Origin of the sequence: Corynebacterium sp., from assembly GCF_030532965.1 — a bacterium.
Lineage (GTDB): Bacteria > Actinomycetota > Actinomycetes > Mycobacteriales > Mycobacteriaceae > Corynebacterium.
On sequence record NZ_JAUNKC010000024.1, the window covers coordinates 32,423 to 51,963 of the forward strand.

General features: G+C 54.8%; 16 protein-coding genes, 2 tRNA genes and 1 other RNA gene. 14 read left to right on the forward strand and 5 right to left on the reverse strand.

Annotated elements, in window-relative coordinates:
- The first annotated feature begins 1 nt into the window (after position 1).
- The 4 genes from Q4D85_RS10650 to Q4D85_RS10665 all read left to right on the forward strand — a co-directional run bounded on the left by Q4D85_RS10650 (position 2) and on the right by Q4D85_RS10665 (position 1,496).
- Positions 2–481: a tRNA adenosine deaminase-associated protein gene (locus Q4D85_RS10650; RefSeq protein ID WP_303200312.1), complete on the forward strand. Its 480-nt coding sequence runs from the start codon at positions 2–4 to the stop codon at positions 479–481.
- Positions 482–556: 75 nt separating this feature from the next.
- A complete protein-coding gene (locus tag Q4D85_RS10655) occupies positions 557–988 on the forward strand; it encodes a nucleoside deaminase (protein ID WP_303200337.1) in 432 nt (143 codons plus the stop codon).
- An 87-nt stretch (positions 989–1,075) separates the two neighbouring features.
- Positions 1,076–1,315, forward strand: coding sequence for a CsbD family protein (locus Q4D85_RS10660; RefSeq protein WP_047260905.1), 240 nt, complete (start codon positions 1,076–1,078; stop codon positions 1,313–1,315).
- Positions 1,316–1,405: 90 nt separating this feature from the next.
- Positions 1,406–1,496 (forward strand) — tRNA-Ser (locus tag Q4D85_RS10665).
- Positions 1,497–1,890: 394 nt separating this feature from the next.
- Here Q4D85_RS10665 and Q4D85_RS10670 read toward each other — a convergent pair.
- A complete protein-coding gene (locus Q4D85_RS10670) occupies positions 1,891–3,060 on the reverse strand; it encodes a type II toxin-antitoxin system HipA family toxin (RefSeq protein WP_303200313.1) in 1,170 nt (389 codons plus the stop codon).
- Positions 3,061–3,288 carry a type II toxin-antitoxin system Y4mF family antitoxin gene (locus Q4D85_RS10675; protein ID WP_303200314.1) on the reverse strand — a complete coding sequence of 76 codons (228 nt, stop codon included), beginning with the start codon at positions 3,286–3,288 and terminating at the stop codon, positions 3,061–3,063. It lies immediately after the preceding gene.
- A 315-nt stretch (positions 3,289–3,603) separates the two neighbouring features.
- Here Q4D85_RS10675 and Q4D85_RS10680 point away from each other — a divergent pair, with 315 nt between their 5' ends.
- From Q4D85_RS10680 to Q4D85_RS10690, 3 genes are all read left to right on the forward strand, one after another.
- Positions 3,604–6,075 (forward strand): MMPL family transporter, encoded by a 2,472-nt coding sequence (locus Q4D85_RS10680; RefSeq protein ID WP_303200316.1) that lies wholly within the window; start codon positions 3,604–3,606, stop codon positions 6,073–6,075.
- 5 nt (positions 6,076–6,080) lie between these two features.
- A complete protein-coding gene (gene tgt, locus Q4D85_RS10685; RefSeq protein WP_303200318.1) occupies positions 6,081–7,340 on the forward strand; it encodes a tRNA guanosine(34) transglycosylase Tgt in 1,260 nt (419 codons plus the stop codon).
- Between the two features lie 186 nt (positions 7,341–7,526).
- Entirely contained in the window at positions 7,527–8,555 is a 1,029-nt protein-coding gene (locus Q4D85_RS10690) for an ATP-binding protein (protein ID WP_303200319.1), read from the forward strand.
- A gap of 138 nt (positions 8,556–8,693) precedes the next feature.
- Here Q4D85_RS10690 and Q4D85_RS10695 read toward each other — a convergent pair whose 3' ends face one another.
- Positions 8,694–9,347, reverse strand: a complete 654-nt coding sequence (locus Q4D85_RS10695; protein ID WP_047260911.1) for a queuosine precursor transporter — start codon at positions 9,345–9,347, stop codon at positions 8,694–8,696.
- Between the two features lie 23 nt (positions 9,348–9,370).
- Here Q4D85_RS10695 and gluQRS point away from each other — a divergent pair, with 23 nt between their 5' ends.
- On the forward strand, positions 9,371–10,267 hold the full coding sequence (gene gluQRS / locus Q4D85_RS10700; RefSeq protein ID WP_303200323.1) for a tRNA glutamyl-Q(34) synthetase GluQRS: 897 nt from the start codon (positions 9,371–9,373) through the stop codon (positions 10,265–10,267).
- On the opposite strand, the gene Q4D85_RS10705 is transcribed toward gluQRS, so the two are convergent.
- Positions 10,255–11,436: a glycosyltransferase gene (locus tag Q4D85_RS10705; RefSeq protein WP_368502292.1), complete on the reverse strand. Its 1,182-nt coding sequence runs from the start codon at positions 11,434–11,436 to the stop codon at positions 10,255–10,257. The two genes, gluQRS and Q4D85_RS10705, sit on opposite strands and share 13 nt — an antisense overlap.
- A gap of 21 nt (positions 11,437–11,457) precedes the next feature.
- Positions 11,458–11,543: transfer RNA gene (locus tag Q4D85_RS10710), tRNA-Ser, on the reverse strand.
- A gap of 118 nt (positions 11,544–11,661) precedes the next feature.
- Between Q4D85_RS10710 and ffs the strand changes: the two genes are divergently transcribed.
- The 6 genes from ffs to Q4D85_RS10740 all read left to right on the forward strand — a co-directional run bounded on the left by ffs (position 11,662) and on the right by Q4D85_RS10740 (position 19,121).
- Positions 11,662–11,758: signal recognition particle sRNA small type (gene ffs, locus Q4D85_RS10715), an RNA gene on the forward strand.
- A gap of 311 nt (positions 11,759–12,069) precedes the next feature.
- A complete protein-coding gene (locus Q4D85_RS10720; protein WP_303200326.1) occupies positions 12,070–13,971 on the forward strand; it encodes a VWA domain-containing protein in 1,902 nt (633 codons plus the stop codon).
- Positions 13,972–14,183: 212 nt separating this feature from the next.
- Complete coding sequence (locus Q4D85_RS10725) at positions 14,184–15,452, forward strand: aminotransferase class I/II-fold pyridoxal phosphate-dependent enzyme (RefSeq protein WP_303200327.1); 1,269 nt, start codon at positions 14,184–14,186, stop codon at positions 15,450–15,452.
- 3 nt (positions 15,453–15,455) lie between these two features.
- Positions 15,456–16,022 carry a suppressor of fused domain protein gene (locus Q4D85_RS10730; RefSeq protein WP_303200329.1) on the forward strand — a complete coding sequence of 189 codons (567 nt, stop codon included), beginning with the start codon at positions 15,456–15,458 and terminating at the stop codon, positions 16,020–16,022.
- Between the two features lie 45 nt (positions 16,023–16,067).
- Positions 16,068–18,737: a DNA polymerase III subunit gamma and tau gene (locus tag Q4D85_RS10735; RefSeq protein ID WP_303200331.1), complete on the forward strand. Its 2,670-nt coding sequence runs from the start codon at positions 16,068–16,070 to the stop codon at positions 18,735–18,737.
- Between the two features lie 72 nt (positions 18,738–18,809).
- Positions 18,810–19,121 carry a YbaB/EbfC family nucleoid-associated protein gene (locus tag Q4D85_RS10740; RefSeq protein WP_303200332.1) on the forward strand — a complete coding sequence of 104 codons (312 nt, stop codon included), beginning with the start codon at positions 18,810–18,812 and terminating at the stop codon, positions 19,119–19,121.
- Positions 19,122–19,541: the final 420 nt, after the last annotated feature.

Consider the following 19,541-nt stretch of genomic DNA (forward strand, 5'->3'; position numbering starts at 1 on the left):
TATGGAGCGTAATTTTGCAGTAACTGTTACCCGCGGCGAAGGTTCGTGGGAAGTCCGGCCGTTTAAAGACAAGTTTTCGTCGCTGGACACCTCTGTTCAGGCGGTGCGTAATCTGCGTGCCGAATCTGCTGCGTTTGCGCTATTGTGCGTCGATGACGAGTACTTTGTGATCGTGCGACCAGCACCAACGGGAACCCGACTGTTCCTGTCGGACGCGTCCATGGCTGCGGTGGATGATTTCGCCGCCGTGGTTTTGGAAGAAATAGGGGTGGAAATCCCGGATATTTCGGAAGCCGAATTTGCCGACACCGAAGGGTGGCCGGAAGGTGATTTCGACATTTTGGCTGACCTCGGGGTGGGGGAGCAGGTCTTGAGCATTATTTGCGACGAAACCGAATGGTGGGCTTCGGAGCAGCTTCAGCGGCTTGCTGAGGAATTGGGGTTTGAGGAAGAACTCAACCGCGCGGCGAAGCTGGACTAGTCGGTGGACACGCCCGCTTTTCGACGCCCCCAGGCGCTGCCACAGCCAACTTTTCAGGTTGACGCGGCGCAGTTGATGCGTCAGGCCATCACGGTGGCACGCACAACCCCGGTTGGTGATATACCGGTCGGTGCTGTCGTGTTTAACCCGGCTGGTGAGGTGATCGGCACGGGCACGAATCGTCGGGAAGCGGACGGCGACCCCACAGCACATGCGGAAATCATCGCGATCCGTGAGGCGGTCCGCAACCACACCGACGGGTGGCGACTTACCGACTGCACCCTTGTGGTCACCCTCGAACCGTGCACTATGTGCGCTGGGGCGATAGTGGGTGCCCGACTGAAGCGGCTTATATTCGGCGCATTTGAACCCAAAACTGGCGCATGCGGCTCCGTTTTCGACGTCGTGCGCGACAGGCAGGTATTACATTCACCCGAAGTGCACGGCGGAGTTTTGTCGGAAGAATGCGCAGCTCTCTTGGCAGATTTCTTCACGGATTTACGGTAGCTACAAAGTTGCTGTGCCCCACGCCACACCAGTTTTCGGTAGTGTGGGCTGATGTAAGTACACCAAATAAAACATAAGGAGTTACCAATGGGTGACATTGAAAATACCTTCGACGACCTCAAAGGCAAGGCAAAGGAAACCGCTGGCGACCTTACCGGAAACGAAAGCCTCGAAAACGAGGGCAAGGCAGATCAGGTGAAATCTGATGTTCGTTCCGCTGTGGAAAACGCAGGCGAACACATTAAAGACGCTGTTCACGACGCTGGCGAAGCCGTCAAGGACGTAGCTAACAAGGTGATTGGTTCCTTCAAGAAGGACGACGCCTAAACCGCTTAAAGGTTGTCATCGTTTGCAATCGGTGATGGGTCTGGCATGGGGATTTGCCCCATTTCGCCCCATCACCTAGGATTTTCAAACGGTGGCGTGTCCGAGCGGCCGAAGGTGCTCGCCTCGAAAGCGAGTGTTGGGTAACCCCCAACCGCGGGTTCAAATCCCGCCGCCACCGCCATTGTCATCAGTCGCGACATAGTTGACATATCAGTCGCGACATGGTGGACATAACCGGTGGTCTGTGTTCTGAGATAGGAACACAGACCACCGGTTATTTTGTGTTAAGGGCGTGTGTTGGGTGGGGGTTCGCGGTTTTCTTATCCTCACGGCCATTTGGTTTTGATGTCGCTTTTCGACTGTCAACGATGTCGCGACTGACCTGTCAACTATCATTCAGAAAACCCCAGAACAGAAATGTAACTATCTCATAAGCCCACACATCGCCGTTGTGGTCATCGGTCGCGACATGGTTGGCATGACCCATGTTCCTGTTTTTGAAAAGTCAGCCATACCAGGTTCTAGGTTTTGTTGTCAGTGATGGCGCGAGTGTCTTTAGCGTCAATTGATGGTTTTTATAACCATGCCTTCCTGCGGCTATGTAAAATTTTTGGAATATCCCGTCGCTGTCTAGTTGTTAGGGACAGATTTGCTAGTAGGTTCTCTGCCAGTTGTTCCGTGGCATTAAGGGCAGCATCGGCAACTTGGTTCACTATTATTTCCGGCAGCCCGATGGTTTTTCCAAAAGTAAGGAAACGTTTTTTGCTAAGCCCTTTTCGACTGCCGCCAACACTAAGTGCAAGATCGTTGTCGCCATAGATGAGAGTGGAAGGAATGTCATATATAGGGGTTGGCTCAAATCCGTTTCCTTTGTTGTAGAGGGAGAAATTTTTGGCGTGAAGGTCGCCGTTACCGCTTAGCCAAGCTAATGCGACTTGAAGGGCAACAGATCGAAGAGTCACGATCGGTGTTGCGCTTGCTTGGGCGAGACCAAAGGCTATTTCTTCATAGGAAACGTTATATTTGTCTGCTGGGTAGATGCCTAGAATTTGGGCCCCATCTTCGACTGGAATGCGATGACCGTCATAGGAATCGAAACGACTTACCAGTAATCCGGAACGTCCGGTCTTGTCATGGATTATGCGTGCGTTAACAAGCTCGTGGCGAAGCTGACGGGAATATGCAGATATGGTCTCAATGCAGGTGTATTCATTTTCCACTAGTTGCGGATACTCTGGCGGTGAGAGTTTTAAAATTGCATCTGCATTCTTTGATGTAACCGGAATAGCAATCGTTCGTGCTGATGCTTTGTCTTGCGCCCCGGCGATTGCAAACGGGTCAGGTATTTGGGAATGCGATAATACTGCGGAGAAATCCAGATTCTCATCGTCGGCGGTGATTGTAAATAGTGGTGACGGTAATGGTGGTATTTTTTCGGTTGGCAGAATCCTTACATTGCCAACTGGGGCAGTACCGACTCCAAGCAATAAACTCAACTCGTCATCGGCCGATGTCTTGAGCTGTCGTTTGAGTGTTGATAGTCGTCGTCCTTCTGGTAGAAGGCCGGTAAAAAATGGGGGCAGCGCACCGCCTTTGTAGAGTTGGGGGGTCGTTTCCACGGGAAGGGTGGTAGCTATGGGTTGACCGTCATAATCGGACAAATATTTGAATTCGATTCCATGATTTGTTCGGGTGAGGGTAGCTGCTAATACATCGGATACAAAGACGAATGCTTGGTTATTCATTTACGTATCCTTCCTGAGGTAGCCAGGAACTTGTTGGTTAACCGTGAGTGTTAGTCCTAAGGCGTCGACGAGTGCGAGTAGCTTGTCCAGGCGAAGTGTCGCTTTTCCTTTCTCGGCTTCCCGGACAAACCTTTCGGAAACGCCAGCGTAAGCGGCTATTTCGGCTTGTGTTAGGCGAGTTAATTTCCGTTTATCACGTAGTGTTGCTGCAATCTCGTTGATGTCCATCACTGCCATCCTTCCGGAATGATCGCTCCGTTTTTGATCGATTGTACAACGTGTGTCTATTGTTTTCGGCAGAAACGGAACGATCGCTCCGATTGCTTCGTGATTGAACTGGTGGTGTTTGGTGCGGTACCCAGTGGCTGCGGCGCTACGGCGGTGAGGGGTTGCGGCAGTGGTGGCGTCGAAAAGCGGCAGTGCTTAAAGCAACGGCCTAAACATCGCGTCGTAAGGTAGTAGCATGGTGGGCACGCAATCGATGTTTTTTAATCGGTTATTCATGTTTAGCTTAACGACTGTGGGAGAAAGGGGCGCTTCGACGTGGCGAAGTTGCTGTACCGCCTAGGCCGCTGGTGCTATCGCGCCAAATGGATCGTTATCGTGGCGTGGGTGCTATTGCTGGCAGCAATCGGTGGTTCAGCCTTTGCTTTCCAGGGTGGCTATAACGACATCTTTACTATCAACGGAACGCAAGCCCAAAAAGCAACGCACCTGTTGCTGAAGAACTTTCCCGGGATGAAATCGCCCATTGAGTCCACTGGCGTAACCATTGCTTTCAAAGCCCCAGCGGGGGAGAAATTAGAAGACCCAGATAATAGCGCCGCCATTGACCAGGTTATCGGCCATATTGAAAACAATCTTGAAGGTCTCACCGATACCCAGCGCTTCGGCAACCCGGTGAAGATAAGCCCGGAGCTGCAGCGATTCGTGTTCGACACCGCCACCAGCCAGGGGCTGCCGGAAGAGGTGGCTAAAAAAGATGCAGATAATCTCAGCTTGATCAGCCCCGACGGCAGCATTGGCTTTACGACGTTTAGCATCGACGTCCCCATTCCGGCAGACGTGACCAAACAACAACGCGAAGTCATCGCCGACGCGATGGACTTAGGGCGCGCCGCCGGGTTGGAAGTTGAGGCCGGTGGCCCCGCGTACGGCGACCCGATCGTTATCGAGGAAACCTCCGAAATTATTGGACTTGCGGTGGCCGCAATTATTCTCGTTCTCACCTTTGGTTCGTTAGTTGCGGCGGGATTGCCGCTGATCACGGCAGTGATCAGTGTGGCTATTGGTTCTTTATCCGTGACACTAGCAACCGCTTGGGTGCCGCTCAATAACATCACCCCGGTGCTAGCCGTGATGCTTGGCCTGGCGGTCGGTGTGGACTACGCCTTGTTTATCCTCTTCCGCTACCGGCACGAATTATCCCGAATGGGTAGGGAAGAGGCGGCCGGAATGGCGGTCGGTACCGCAGGCTCAGCGGTAGTATTCGCAGGCCTCACCGTCATTATCGCTCTTGTGGCATTGGTCGTGGCCGATATCGCGTTCCTTACCTACATGGGATTGGCAGCCGCATTTACGGTTTTTATCGCGGTGGTCATCGCGTTGACGCTCTTGCCCGCTATCCTAGGTGTGCTCGGCCACCGGGTATTCAAAGGCGAGATCAAAGCCATCACGCACCGCAGCCGTACCAACCCCATGGGGGAACGGTGGGTCAAGCTCATCCATAAAGCGCCAGCATTGGTCATCGCCATTGTGGTGTTCGGGTTGGGTGCGCTCACCATACCCGCTGGTCAGCTCCACCTTTCGTTGCCTTCCGACGGCCAATCGCCGAAGGAAACTACGCAGCGGAAAATGGCGGATATTTTATATGAAGGCTTCGGGCCCGGCGCGGACGCCCAGTTCTTGGTGGTGGTCGACGCCCATGACGTCAATCCTGATTCCAAAGCATTAGAGCCTCTGATCCGGGCGCAGCAACCGCTAGACCCGGAGGCGGAATTTGATCGCAATAAGGCGGCCGCCTTTGCCTCCTATATGCATGTGGTGCAGAAGTTCTCCGCAACCCAAGATGTGCGCCATGTGCAGTTGATTGGTGTTTCCGACGATGGTTACGCCGCCCAGATGCTGCTGACGACGGATAAGGCGAATATCGATCCGGCAACCAACCAGCTGATTTCGGCGCTTAGGATCAAGGAAAAAGAAGTAACCGCCGCAACCGGAGTGGATTCGGGTATCACCGGTCTGGTTCCGGTGCAGCAAGATGTGGTCAATCGCTTAAGTAATGCCATGCCGCTGTATCTTTCCATCGTGGTGGGTTTGGCGATTGTGCTGCTGCTGATTATCTTCCGAAGCGTATTGGTTCCAATAATCGCCGGTGTTGGTTTCTTGCTGTCTGTGGGTGCAGCCTTCGGCGTCACGGTGCTGTTCTGGCAACAGGGCCTGTGGGGTGTGGTGGGTACTCCGGCGCCGATCATTGCGTTCTTGCCGATCTTCCTCATCGGCGTGTGCTTCGGTTTGGCCATGGACTACCAGGTGTTCTTGGTGTCGGCGATGCGTGAGCATTACACACATTCCGGCGGCCAGGGTGAGGGCAAATATAACGGCACTGAGGCGTCGGTTATCCACGGTTTCGCCAAAGGGGCGCGCGTGGTGACTGCGGCGGCGTTGATTATGATCGCGGTGTTTATCGCGTTTATTGGGCAGCCGATTCCGTTTATTAAGATTTTCGGTTTCGCCTTGGGCGCTGGCGTATTTTTCGACGCATTCTTGGTGCGCATGGCGTTTGTGCCGGCTGCTATGTTCTTAACCGGGCACGCAACCTGGTGGATGCCCAAGTGGTTGGATAAGATCCTGCCGCGTCTCGATGTCGAGGGTGCAAAATTGGAGGAGGAATTCGCCCGGAATCACCCCGAGTTGGTGAAACCAAGGGCAATTCATACTCAGCCGGTTCGGGCGGCAAGGCCGACGAAGATTGGCGCGGTATTTACCCAGGATAGCGATAGCGGGTTACACTAACCGGCATGGAATCACGCGTTGATACAACTTTTAGTCTCACAACCGAATTAGAACCGGGTCCCGGTAAACATGGACGTACCGGCACGATCCATACTCCGCATGGTGATATTCATACCCCGGCGTTTATTCCGGTGGGAACGAAAGCAACGGTGAAAACACTCACCCCGGAGCAGGTCAAAGAAACCGGCGCGCAGGCGGTGCTGTCCAACGCCTATCACCTCTATTTGCAGCCTGGCCCTGACATTGTTGACGAGGCTGGCGGGGTCGCCGCGTTCGAAAACTGGAATGGGCCAACCTACACCGATTCCGGTGGTTTCCAGGTGATGAGTCTCGGGGTCGGCTTTAAAAAAGTCTTGGCAATGGACACCGCCGGGTTAACTGAGGGGGATATCCGTGCTCGCCACAAAGATCGCTACGCCAAAGTGGATGAAGAAGGCGTTGATTTCCGCAGCGTGGTTGATGGTTCCAAACACCGATTCACGCCAGAAATCTCCATGCAGATTCAGCACAAGCTCGGTGCTGACATCATGTTCGCATTCGACGAATTAACCACGCTTGTTGATACTCGGCTGTACCAGGAACAGTCCGTGGACCGCACCCATCGATGGGCGAAGCGGTGCCTTGATGAGCACGATCGGCTCACCCGGGAACGCGCCGACAAACCACTGCAATCCCTGTGGGGTGTGGTGCAAGGTGCCCAGTACGAGGACTTGCGTCGGCAAGCGACCCGGGGGCTTATCCAGCTATCCGACCAAGCGGAGGCGGAGGGCAAACGCGGCTTCGGTGGTTTTGGCATCGGTGGTGCGTTAGAGAAAGAAAACTTAGGCACCATCGTCGGCTGGGTGTGCGATGAGCTGCCGAAAGACAAGCCGCGGCACCTTCTGGGTATCTCGGAACCCGATGACCTTTTCACCGCCATTGAGGCAGGTGCGGATACCTTCGACTGTGTGGCACCGACCCGGCTGGGGCGGCGGGGTGGCGTGTACACCCTAGACGGTAGGATGAACCTCCTGAATGCGCGGTTCAAGCGTGATTTCACGGGCGTGGATGAAGAGTTCGGTGGTTATGTCTCCGAGAATTATTCCCGCGCATACATCCATCATTTGCTTAAAGCAAAGGAATTCCTTGCGGGTACGTTGTGCACCATGCATAACGTCACCTTCATGGTGCGGTTAGTCGATAACATCCGCGCCGCTATCGACGGCGGCTACTACGAGGACTACAAAGCCGAATTCATGGGCCGTTACTACGCTAAAAAGAACTAACTCGAAAGCTACTCGAAACCTACTCGAAAATCCGGTTTCGAGTAGAACATGGGCATGAGCTGCGATGATGGGGCTACTCGAAATCTACTCGAAAAATTTTCGAGTAGAATGACGATATGTTTAACGGTGACATTCGAGCGTTATGTGAGACCGAAGAATCGCAGTGGTTAGAGCGGAAGTCTTTCCGTGTCAGATGAAACTAAGCAACTACGTACTGATCAGATTTTGGAGTTACGGTACTCCAAGGGGGAACAACAATTTGACGTTACTCCAGCTCCCACCGCTGAACGTGACGATTTAGATGACAAAAAACTAGCAGCGTTCGCCACAGTCATTGGGGCTTCTTCCGTCGACTCGGTACTTAATGCGCGCAGCCTGCTTACTCGTGAGGGAAAACCCACCGTTGCGGCGATTCTATGTTTTGGCAAAAATCCACAACGATATTTTCTTAATGCCTATATTCGAGTGCTGCGGTGGGGCGAAAGTGATCGGTTGCCGGGAGCTTCGCAGCAATTGCTTTTCGACGAACGGTTTGAAGGCACCTTGGAAGAACAAGTCGCAGATGCTGCAGCGCGTATTGATGAGCTTTTGCCAAAAGTCAAACGATTGTCAGCTAACGGAAACTTTGAATGGCAGAGCGTTATTCCTCGTGATGTTTGGTTAGAAGGGCTGGTTAATGCCGTCATCCACCGGTCGTACAGCATGATTGGCGACCACATTCGTTTTGAGATTTATCCAGACAGGATTGAGGTTTCTAGCCCCGGCCGATTCCCTGGGCTAGCGGATCCACGCAAGCCATTATCGATCGCTCGATTTGCCAGGAACCCGTCAATAGCCCGTATTGCTGCTGAGCTTCGCATCGGGCAAGAACTGGGTGAGGGTATTAAACGAATGTTTTTTGAAATGCATCAAGTTGGTCTTGCGGAACCGGTGTATAGCCAAAACGGAAATGTCATTTTGACGTTACGAGCCCAACGACGAATAAATGATGCAATGTTGGCGGAACTGCCGGTTAATGCGGACACAGTGCTGGCGGTGTTGGGAAATAGTCAGCAACCGTTGGGTACGAGCGAAGTGGCGGCTATTGCCAAGTTGAGTGTGCCCACCACGCGCCGGGTGTTAGCGGCGTTACGGGATAAAGGCTTGATCGCATGGGAGGGTAAAAGCCCTAAAGATCCACGCGCTGTGTGGCGAGTAAAGCCGCCTCTGAAATAAGAGATTTGTGTTCTACTCGAAACCTACTCGAAAATCCGGTTTCGAGTAGAACATGGGTATGAGCTGCGATGATGGGACCACTCGAAATCTACTCGAAAAATTATCGAGTAGATTGTGGCGTCGAAAAGCGGTGAGGTTTTACGCAACCTCGCCGAAGTTTTCCTTCTTTTCTACCCACTTAATCACTTGGAACGTAATCGGCATGACGAGCACCTCAACTGCGGTTTTCCACAGGAAGCCAACCACCACAAAATTCACGGTGTCGGAAACAGTTGTAATCCCGATAACCGGTGCGGCAATGAGGCAGAAAATCAAAGTATCACCGAACTCACCCACCACGGTTGAACTGAGAAGCCGCTGCCACAGCTTGCCTGCGTTTCGATCTTTCATGCGGGTAAGCGTCCAAGCGTTTAACAATTGCCCCACAGCGTAGCCCGCCAAGGACGCGAGAACGATCCGCGGCACCAGCCCCAACGTCGCCGCGAACGCGTCCTGTCCCTCGTAGAAATCCGCCGCTGGCAGGGCGATGGCGATATAAAACGCGGCGACGGCGATCAGAGTCACGAAAAACCCAGTCCAAATGGCGCGCCGGGCAGCTTTGAAGCCGTAGCATTCGCCGATCACATCACCGATAACATAGGCGGCGGGGAAGAGGAAGAACGCGCCATCTGTTACCAATGGGCCAATCATTACCCCTTTAGTGGACGTGATGTTAGAAATCAGAAAGATAGCCACAAACAGCGCCAAAAGGATTGGGTAGGCACTATTGCGTACCGGAATATAACGACTCATGCGGAAGATTCTACGATGGATGCATGGTAGAAGCGTTAACCGAAAGCACAATTGGTGCGGGCCGGTATGCCCCCAGTCCCAGCGGCGACCTGCATTTTGGCAACCTCCGAACCGCAACCTTGGCGTGGTTGTTTGCCAGGTCTACCGGCCGGAATTTTTATATGCGGGTGGAAAATATCGATACCCAACGCAGCTCCGAAAAATCGGCGGAACGGCAGTTGAAAGATTTGGCGGACCTGGGGTTGGACTGGGACGGTGAGGTGCTCTACCAAACGGATCGGTTCGATGCCTACGAAACGGCGTTGGAACATCTGCCGCACTACGAATGCTACTGTTCCCGCAAGGACATCCAGGACGCCTCCCGCGCCCCACACGCCATCCCTGGCCAGTATCCAGGAACGTGCCGCGACCTTGATGCGGATGAACGTGCGTTACGACGCGCCGCACTCGCCGCCGACAACCGCGTCCCCGCGTTGCGCCTGCGGGCGGAAGTGTCACAGTGGCAGGTTTCTGATTTTTACGCAGGTAGAGTCGTCGGTGAGGTTGACGACATGATTTTAAGGCGCGGCGGTCAGCAACCTGATTGGGCTTATAACTTGGCAGTGGTTGTGGACGACGCATACCAGGGCGTTGACCAGGTGGTGCGTGGTGATGATCTCCTGTCCTCTGCACCGCGTCAAGGGTATTTGGCGCACTTATTGGGGGTTGCTGCCCCCGAATATGTGCATGTGCCGCTGGTGCTTAACACCCGCGGGCAGCGTTTGGCTAAACGCGATGGTGCCGTCACGTTGCGCGACCTTGACCCCCAAGATGTGTTTGCCCGAATCGCGGATTCTTTGGGGTATATCGCCCACAGTCCGCAGCAGCTCCTTGAGCTTTTCGACGCCCACAAAATTCCATTGGAACCTTACGTGTGGTAGGCCTCCACGAGTTGATCTACACAGCTATCAAAGGTGTACTGCTGTGAAATTTCCGTACCGATCGGGGCGTTCCCTAAGAGATCGTCGATGCGTCTGGCTAATGCTTGTGGATTGCGCGCCGGGAACAACTGGGTGGTGCTTATGGCAAACTGACTTGTCGCTGACAGCGGAGCTTCCGCGATAATCGGTGTGACTCCGCACCGCAATGCCTCCATGCAGCTCATGCCCTCCACTTCGATAAAAGCCGGGTGAATATAAAGATCGGCGGCAGTGATTGTGGCGGTTAAGGTGGGCGAATCGAAAAATTTGAACTGCGGGGCATGCCGCAACGTACCTTCGTCGATAAGCTTGCGCGATAGGCGTTGCAAACTTTCCTTGGTTGGGCCCTGCCCTGCGAAAATTAGTTGAATATCGTGTTTGGCCTTGGTGTAGCGCATCGCTTGCAGCAGTGTCTTTTGGTCTTTCTCTCGGGAAAATCTACCGACACATATCACTGTCCACCGAGCTGGCGACTCGGGAATCTCCGGTAAATCCTCAGGCAGCGGTTCTATTTTCACGCCATTGGAAATTACTTTCAGCGGCGCGCGGAAGCCCGCTTCTTGTAGCCGGATCCGCACATTCTCTGAAGGGCACTGCACCCAGGCACACCGATCAAAAATAAATCGCTGCCATAGTCGTAAAAACATTTGGTTGAGTGGTTTGAACTGTTCAAGATATACGGAAGCGGTCATGTTTTCTGGGTGCAAATGGTACGTCGCCACACATTGTGTGTCTAACTTTTGCGCATAATGCGCGGCCATTGCCTGTAATAAGAAGGGTTCTTCCAAGTGGACTATATCTGCCCACGCGACAGCCTCGCGTACTGTTTTTCTACGTGTCTTGGCGAAAATATACCCCTGCGAACTAATCAGTGGTTGTAACAAGGGGACTTTTAACACCGGCAAATTGAAATCCCCGCCTGCCGCTAAGGTGCGAACCTCAAAACCCCGCTCTTTTAGAGCGGCGATTGTTTGGCGTGCGGATGCCGCGAGGCCATTTCCCCGGCTTTCGAGACTGTTTATGACGAAGAGAATTTTAGTAGGTTGCACACCAAAACTATCGATAGAGATACCTCTATTTGTTACTTGCTGCTGAAGGTTATTTGTGTCATAGAATGCGAAAAACCCCACTTAACGTGGGGTTTTATTCTGCGGAGGATGTGGGATTTGAACCCACGAGGGGCTTTCGCCCCGCACGCGTTCCAGGCGTGTGACATAGGCCGCTAGTCGAATCCTCCAGCGCACAACAAGCTTTTGTGTACCTCGGAAACTTTACACAGTGCGCTATGGAACTTACAAATTATGGGGTTAAACTGCGGGAATTGGGCTTTATGTGGATTGTGGACTAATGTTTGGGGCAGGACTTCGCATGGCGTTTATCCCGTGAACTCCCCCAGGGCAGGAATGCAGCAAGGGTCAGCGGGCTCTGGCGGGTGTGTGAAGTCCCTTTATTGTGTACGGGCTTATGTGATTGGCCTAGCTGGGGGTCGGCAATGCGGGGCGGGTTTGGTTCGCCGGGCGTTATATGTGGTCAAAGTCATAGTATGTGGCTGGCGGTTACGTCGGCGCCGAAGGGCTAGCTTTGAAAACGTTTGCAGGCCTGCGATGTTGTCGCATCGTAGGTTGCTGTTGTATGGGATGGTTATCGGTTATCCGTGCGACGGGTTGCGCCCAAAAAGCGATAAATCCATTGTGGCTAGAACTTCCGATTTATAGTCTGGAATTATAACCATTGCAGCCGATAGCTTATGAGAGGAATCCGTTATGTCGTTTCGGCGGTGTATCTGTGTGGGGGCGTCAGTGGTGCTGGTGGGGTTAGCGGCACCGGATGCGGTGGGGGTTGATAAGACATTGGAACCGACGGTAGTGGTGTTGGATGCGTCAGGGTCGATGACGGAGATGGATGTTGATGGGATGAGTCGCATGGATGCGGCGAAGCAGGCGGTTGATGGGTTTTTGTCGGGGGTGCCGGATGGTTCGCCGTTGGGGTTGGTGACCTATGGGACGGGTACGGGTTCCTCGGAGGAGGAGAAGGAAGCAGGGTGCCAGGATATTAGTGTGCTTGCCCGTCCGGGGGAGAAGCCGGTTGGGGTATTGAAGTTTGATGTAGATGGGTTGGTTCCACGTGGGTATACCCCGATTGGGAATTCGTTGTTGAAGGCGAATGAGTTGTTGCCGAAGGAGGGGGCGCGGTCGATTGTGTTGGTGTCGGATGGGATTGATACGTGTGCGCCGCCGCCAGTGTGTGAGGTGGCGAAGCAGTTGAAGGATCAGGGGACTGATCTGGTGGTACACACGATTGGGTTTAAGGTTGATGATGCTGCGCGGGCGGAGCTGGAGTGTGTGGCGAACGTGACTGGGGGAACGTATGCGGATGCCTCAAGTGCGGAGTCGCTGAAAGCTACACTAACCCAGGCGACGAAGCGCAAAGCGGTGGGGTATCAATTACCGACTGAGACTGTGGAGTTTTCCACCAGTCAGACTGATGCGCCCACCATCGAACCCGGCACACTAACAAACCCCAACCGGATAACCGCGAAACTGCCTATCACCATGTCTGAGGATACTGAGGATTTCTATGCCAAGGTCTCGATCCCTAAGGGGCACCGGCTGCATGTGGGGTTCACGGCGGTGCCAGAAGTAGGTACAACCGGCTATTTGTCTTCCTTTACCTATTTTCCGGATTTATTTCCGAAGGAACACTCATCGTGTTATGAATGGCGCGAAGAAGCGGGAACCACTACCGGTGGACGTCCAGTGTCGGGTTATATCATTAGCCGAGTGGAAGGGAAGGGCTGCGATAACGCATCGTATTTCCTTAAATTGGAGGGAAGAACGAAAGACGCGCCAGACAACGTTGACATGTTCCTTGCGGCGGTTCCAGAACCCACCGATCTTGGCGATGATTTCAATAAAACGCCGAGTAAGGAGCGTACAACCGCTGATCTTGGCGCTCCTGCGGATTTAAGCCACGTGACCCCCTACACACCGTTGAACTTCCCGGACCCGGATGTCCCAGAGGTAGAAGGAACAGTTGAGGCGGAGATCGTCGAAGGGGAAACGCAGTATTTCGCAACCCCGATCGGCTGGGGGCAAGCACTGGATGTCACCGTAGAAGTTGTGGACGATCCCCGTGCCAACCAAGTTGACGAAACTCATGAAAAATCGGGTCGCGCGCTAGAGGTGTATGTCAGTAATCAATTGATGCAACCCCAAGATGGTGGCCGGTACCCTATCGGTAAAAATGAACTGAAGCTTCAGGATATTGGCACCAAGATCGTCACTGGAACTACTACTCCGATCTCGTATGCGAATATTACAAGCAACAGTTCAGCGTGGCTGGGTGGTCGGCACTATGTGCAGGTCGATTTCGTCAGTAACGGACGAAGCGCCACAGTGGGAGATACCGATGCGTCGACCGAGCTACAGCCGGTGAAGTACCGGATCAATTTCCATCGGGTTGGCAAAGAAGTCAAAGGCCCAACGTTTGCCGAAGGTGCCCCGGCTACAGCCGCACAAACCACCAGTGCAACCCCAAGCGCACAGCCTGCGAAATCGGAGAAAGCCGGGATCGGTATGGTGTGGTGGTTTGTGATAGGAGCGGCGCTGTTATTACTGGCAGCGGTGGTGTTTGTCCTATCGCGCTTAGCCAAGCGTTCGGCATAATGCCCCGCGGTTTGGCGGAGATCCGTTAGCTCGGTTGCACACGCGTGCGTGGGCTAACGTTTCCGCTTTTCGACGACCAACCGGGGGTAGAAAATAGCGTGTTCTAGTGCAGCTTGCACATAACCCCGGCTAGAGTTTTGACAAGTGGGTTAAACCAGGCTTAAAGCCTAGGTGCCCGTTTCACGTTGATCCATTTGAAGAAGGTGAACGACATGTCACTGCTCGATTTTGATGCTGACCAATTAGCGGCGTTTCGTGAGGAGATCACGTCCAAGTACAACGAGCTTAAAGCCCGAAATCTCAAGCTCGACCTCACCCGCGGTAAGCCTTCTTCGGAACAACTGGATTTTTCCAATGCCGTCTTGTCCCTGCCGGGGGATAACTACACCTCGAAAGATGGAACCGACTGCCGCAACTATGGTGGGTTGAATGGCATTGCCGATATTCGGGAAATCTGGGCCGAGGTGCTTGGGCTGCCGGTGGAAAACGTCATCGCGGGCGACGCCTCCAGCTTGAACATTGAATTCGACCTGATTGCCTGGTCCTATGCGCTGGGGAATAACGATTCACCACGTCCGTGGTGCCAAGAGGAAAAAATAAAGTGGCTGTGTCCGGTGCCCGGCTACGATCGGCACTTCACCATCACGGAGCACTTTGGCTTCGAGATGGTTCCGGTACCTATGACCGAAACCGGACCTTGCATGGAAACCGTGCGGGAATTGGTGAAAGACCCACAAGTTAAGGGCATGTGGACGGTGCCGGTCTACGGCAACCCGACCGGAATCACCTTCACTGAGGACGTATGCCGCGAATTAGCTGCGATGGAAACGGCTGCGCCGGATTTCCGGATCATGTGGGACAACGCCTATGCCGTGCACACCCTTACCGACGAGTTCCCGCCGGTCTACGATGTTCTGGCGTTCGCCGTTGAGGAGGGCAACCCTAACCGGTTCTGGTTTTTAACCTCCACCTCTAAGATCACTCATGCTGGTTCTGGGGTGTCGTTCTTTGCATCTTCTGCCGAGAACCTCAAGTGGTACCAGATGCACGCCAATGTGCGTGGAATTGGGCCAAACAAAATCAACCAATTGGCACACGCCCAGCTTTTCGGCGACGCCGAAGGGGTTCGGATTCTCATGCGCAAGCACGCCGGTTCGCTGGTGCCGAAATTCGCCCGGGTGCTGGACATCCTGGACAAGCGGTTGTCAGAATACGGCGTGGCTTACTGGACGAAACCAGAAGGCGGCTATTTCATTTCGGTAGATGTGCTCGATGGCACTGCCGCCCGGGTGGTGCAATTGGCCAAAGAAGCAGGCATTGCCTTAACCGCTGCTGGCAGCGCATTCCCGCTCAAACAGGACCCAAACGACCGCAATATTCGGCTCGCACCATCCCTGCCGCCAGTGGAGGAATTGGAAGTAGCGATGGATGGGGTAGCCACCTGTATCCTGCTTGCCGCCGCAGAAAAGGCGGCACAGTAGCCGATGGATATTGCGGAGTCAGCAACGTGGTTGGAGGGGCTGTTCGATGGGGACATGGAACTGCATGAATCCCAACATGAAAAAGCCGCCACCCCGGTGCTGGCGACGTTTCAACACGACGATGTTGTCATCTGTGCCACGGTCGGATTCAACGAGGTAGACACCGGTCTGGAATCGGCGGGCATGGACGTGCGCTGCGAATTGGTGACGCAGACTCGCGCGTCGAAAAGCGAAGCAATGCGCCTTCTAGATGCCGCAACCCAAATGTTGGTGCGGTCGAACGGCGTGTTAACCGCCCAGCCGGGCACCCTGCTGCCGGGCGTCGGCGACGTGATTGACTTGCCCGAACACATAACCGTGCGGCACGGGCTGCTCATGTCGCCGTTTCAATGGGGGCCGCAAGTTCCCCAAGTGATCGAAGATGATCGCTGGACGCTCTTGCTGCAGCTTTTGATGCTTACTGAGGAAGAATTTCACTACTGCGTCACCTACGGTCCGGAAGAACTGCTGGAAGAAATGGCACATTCCACAATCGATTTATCGGACTGGTCCCGAGTGCTGGAATACTAACCCGCATTGAAGCTGCGGCAGGGCCAGTTACGGTAGGGTTAAACCGTGGCTTTATATCGGAAGTATCGCCCCGGTTCCTTCGGCGAACTTGTCGGGCAAGAACAGGTAACCGTGCCGCTATCCGCAGCACTCAACAACGGCAGAATCAATCACGCCTACCTCTTTTCCGGCCCGCGCGGCTGCGGCAAAACCTCATCCGCGCGCATCATGGCGCGCTCCCTCAATTGCGTGGAAGGCCCTACCGCCACCCCCTGCGGCGTGTGTAATTCCTGCATATCGCTAGCCCCCAACGGCCCAGGAAACCTCGACGTCACCGAACTCGATGCCGCAAGCCACAACGGCGTCGAAGACATGCGTGAGCTGCGCGATCGCGCAATGTTCGCCCCCGCCGAATCCCGCTACCGGATTTTCATCATCGACGAAGCGCACATGATTACCAATCAAGGCTCCAACGCGCTATTGAAAATCGTCGAGGAACCACCGGCGCACCTAATCTTCATATTCGCCACCACCGAACCGGAACGAGTCATCGGCACCATCCGGTCCCGTACCCATCACTACCCATTTAGGCTCCTAACCCCCTCCGCCATGCGGGGGCTGTTGGAACGCACCGTCGCTAGCGAAAACGTCCAAGTCGAGGACTCCGTCTATCCGCTGGTTATCCGCGCCGGGGGCGGTTCCCCGCGCGACACACTATCCGTATTAGACCAGCTAATCGCCGGCACGGGCCCCGAAGGGCTCACCTACGAGCACGCCCGATTGCTGCTCGGCGTAACCGACGATTCGCTTATCGACGCCGCCGTCACCGCGCTCGCCCACGACGATAAAGCCGGGCTGTTCCTCGTCGTTGATGATGTGATCGAAGCCGGGCTTTCGCCCAGGAAATTCTCCGAGGACCTACTCGACCGGTTGCGGGATCTCATCATGTTGCAAGCCGTTCCCGACGCGCTTGCCGCCGGGCTTGTCGACGCCCCGACCGATCGGGGTGAGGTGCTGAGCAGACAAGCCCAGGCATTCGCCCCCAACCACTTGCCGCGCATTGCCGCCACACTTAACGACGGCATCGCGGGGCTGCGGGGCGCTACCAGCCCGCGCCTGTTGCTGGAAATTCTGTGCGCAAAGATGCTCCTAGGCGGTGCCCAACAGCCGCAGGTTATCAGCGCACCAGCAGCCGCCGGGACACCTGCCGCCACTGCACCTGCCGCCCCGGCAGCCGCCCCCGCCGATTCACCGGCCACGGCCACCCCGCCGAAATACGAACGCCCCTCGGTACGCCGCGCCCGGGAAGAAGCGGAAGCGAAAGCCAAGGCGGAAGCCGAAGCCCGGGAGGCGGAAGCGAAAGCCCAGGCACAATCAGAAACTGCACCAGAGCCGACCGTCGCGCCTGCCGCAGAGCCCGAGCCACAGCCAGCAGAAGAACCCAAAGAGGTAGCCACAGAACCGAATACTCCGGAACCGGTCGTGGCGGAAGAACCACCGCAACCTGCCCCAACTGAGCCGGTGGAACAACCAGCTATGGATCCAATCGCGGATATCACGAAGGCTTGGTCGAAGATCATCGCCGAGGTGAAGCGCACCAACGAGGTCGCGGGCATTCTGCTCACCGGGGCAAAACCATTGGGAGTTAAAGAGGACACCCTCATCATCGGTCATAACACCGGTGCATTAGCGGCCCGATTGAATTCCACTGACCACAACGGCTTCATCGCCGATGCGGTTAAAGAACTGACCCAACACCCATTCGCAGTGGAATGTGTGATTGGCACAGACCCGAAGCGGCATGGTTTTGATATTCCGCAACCGCAGCCAGTCTGGAATCCGCACGCACACACCGATGCACAACCCGCTGACGCCGAGCCTGCCGATGAACCTCAGGAGCCTGAGAGAGAAACCAATAACGAAACGATAGAAGAGGCGCTTCCGGCAACAGAGCCAGCCGACACCTGGGGCGAACCCGCGCCCATAGGCGAGGAGAAAAAGACGCCGCCTCGCACCGAAGCGCCAGCGCCACCAGCTGGTGAGACTCCGGCACCTGAACCGGAAACGGCACCAACACCTGCTGATACCTGGGGCGAACCGGCACACATCGGTGCAGAGGATGATACTTCCGTATCCCAGGTGGAAACCGCCATTTCGGACATGGCACCTGCCAATAAACCCGCCCCGCAGCCGGTAGTGGCCGCAGCTTCGGAACCTGCTGCAGCAGAAAACGTCGATAAGCAACCCGCTGAGGAGCACCCCGCTAAGTATGAGCCGACGGGATTTGTGCCGCCTGTGCTGCCCACCGGTTATCAGCAATCAGCGCAGCAGCCAGCAGCCACACCGCAACCGCAACCTACAGCGAACGCGCAGCCTAAGCGCTCCCGCTGGCAAGAGGCAGCCGAACGCGGCGCGGCTAAACTAGCGGCGCAAGCCAACGCGCCACGCTTTGCTGATGGAACTCCAGCGCCGCCCGAGCCGGTGGGCTGGGACGACGCCCCGCCACCGGACGACCCATATGGCTATCCGCCCGATGAGGGCATGCCAGCACCAACTGCTACCGTGACAACCACTGCGGCGACGGAGCCTGCGGCGGCTGAGGCGTCGACAAGCGAAAGCGAAGAGGCAGAAATGATGCAACAAGCCGCAAGCGAAGTGGGCACAAAAGACCACCGTAGCGCCATGACCGTTGCTATGGATCTGCTTGAACAGGAACTTGGGGCACGCGCGCTGTAACTGCACAGTCGATTGCGCTACCGGTACACTAGCAACACGATAGACGTTTTATCTTAAAGAAAGGCATAACTCATGGGACAACCAGACATGTCACAATTGCTCGCCCAGGCACAAGAAATGCAGGAGAAACTGCATCAAGCGCAGGAAGAGATTCTCAAATCACACGTGATCGGTCAAGCCGGTAATGGCTTGGTTTCTGTCGCGATGGCCGGTTCCGGCAAAGCCACCGCCGTTACCATCGACCCGAAGGTAGTGGACGCCGACGACATCGAAACCCTGCAGGATCTTTTAGTTGGCGCATACAACGACGCCCACGATCAGCTTGCGCGCCTTGCTGAAGAAAAGATGGGGCCGCTCTCCCAAGGATTCGATGGAATGTTCTAAGATTCCTCATACTTTTGCCTCCGCCGCATGTAGTGCGAACTCAATGCTGCGGAGGCTTTTACTATTGCCCAGACAGCGTTCAAAGATAGCAAAATAGCGACTAGCTGGAGATGTTTTGCATAAGGCTTTGCATGATTTTAAATTGTGCGCAATGGGTTAGGTGGCAGAAGTGCTGTGATTTTGCTTAGATTTTCCTTTTGGTTAAAGTGGGTGCGATTACCGGGTATCTGCGCAGGTCACGGACTGTAAGGGGTAAATTTTGGGGGCAAAAATCGTCAATATGTAGATTTCTCTATACCGGTAGCCAAGATGCAGTTACACTGTGGCATTGACTTACGTCGATGTAATTAGAAGTACAAACGTTCTAAGGAGTGTTGTTGTGTCTCAGTCGTCTAATGTGTCTGTTGAGCATTCTGCGGT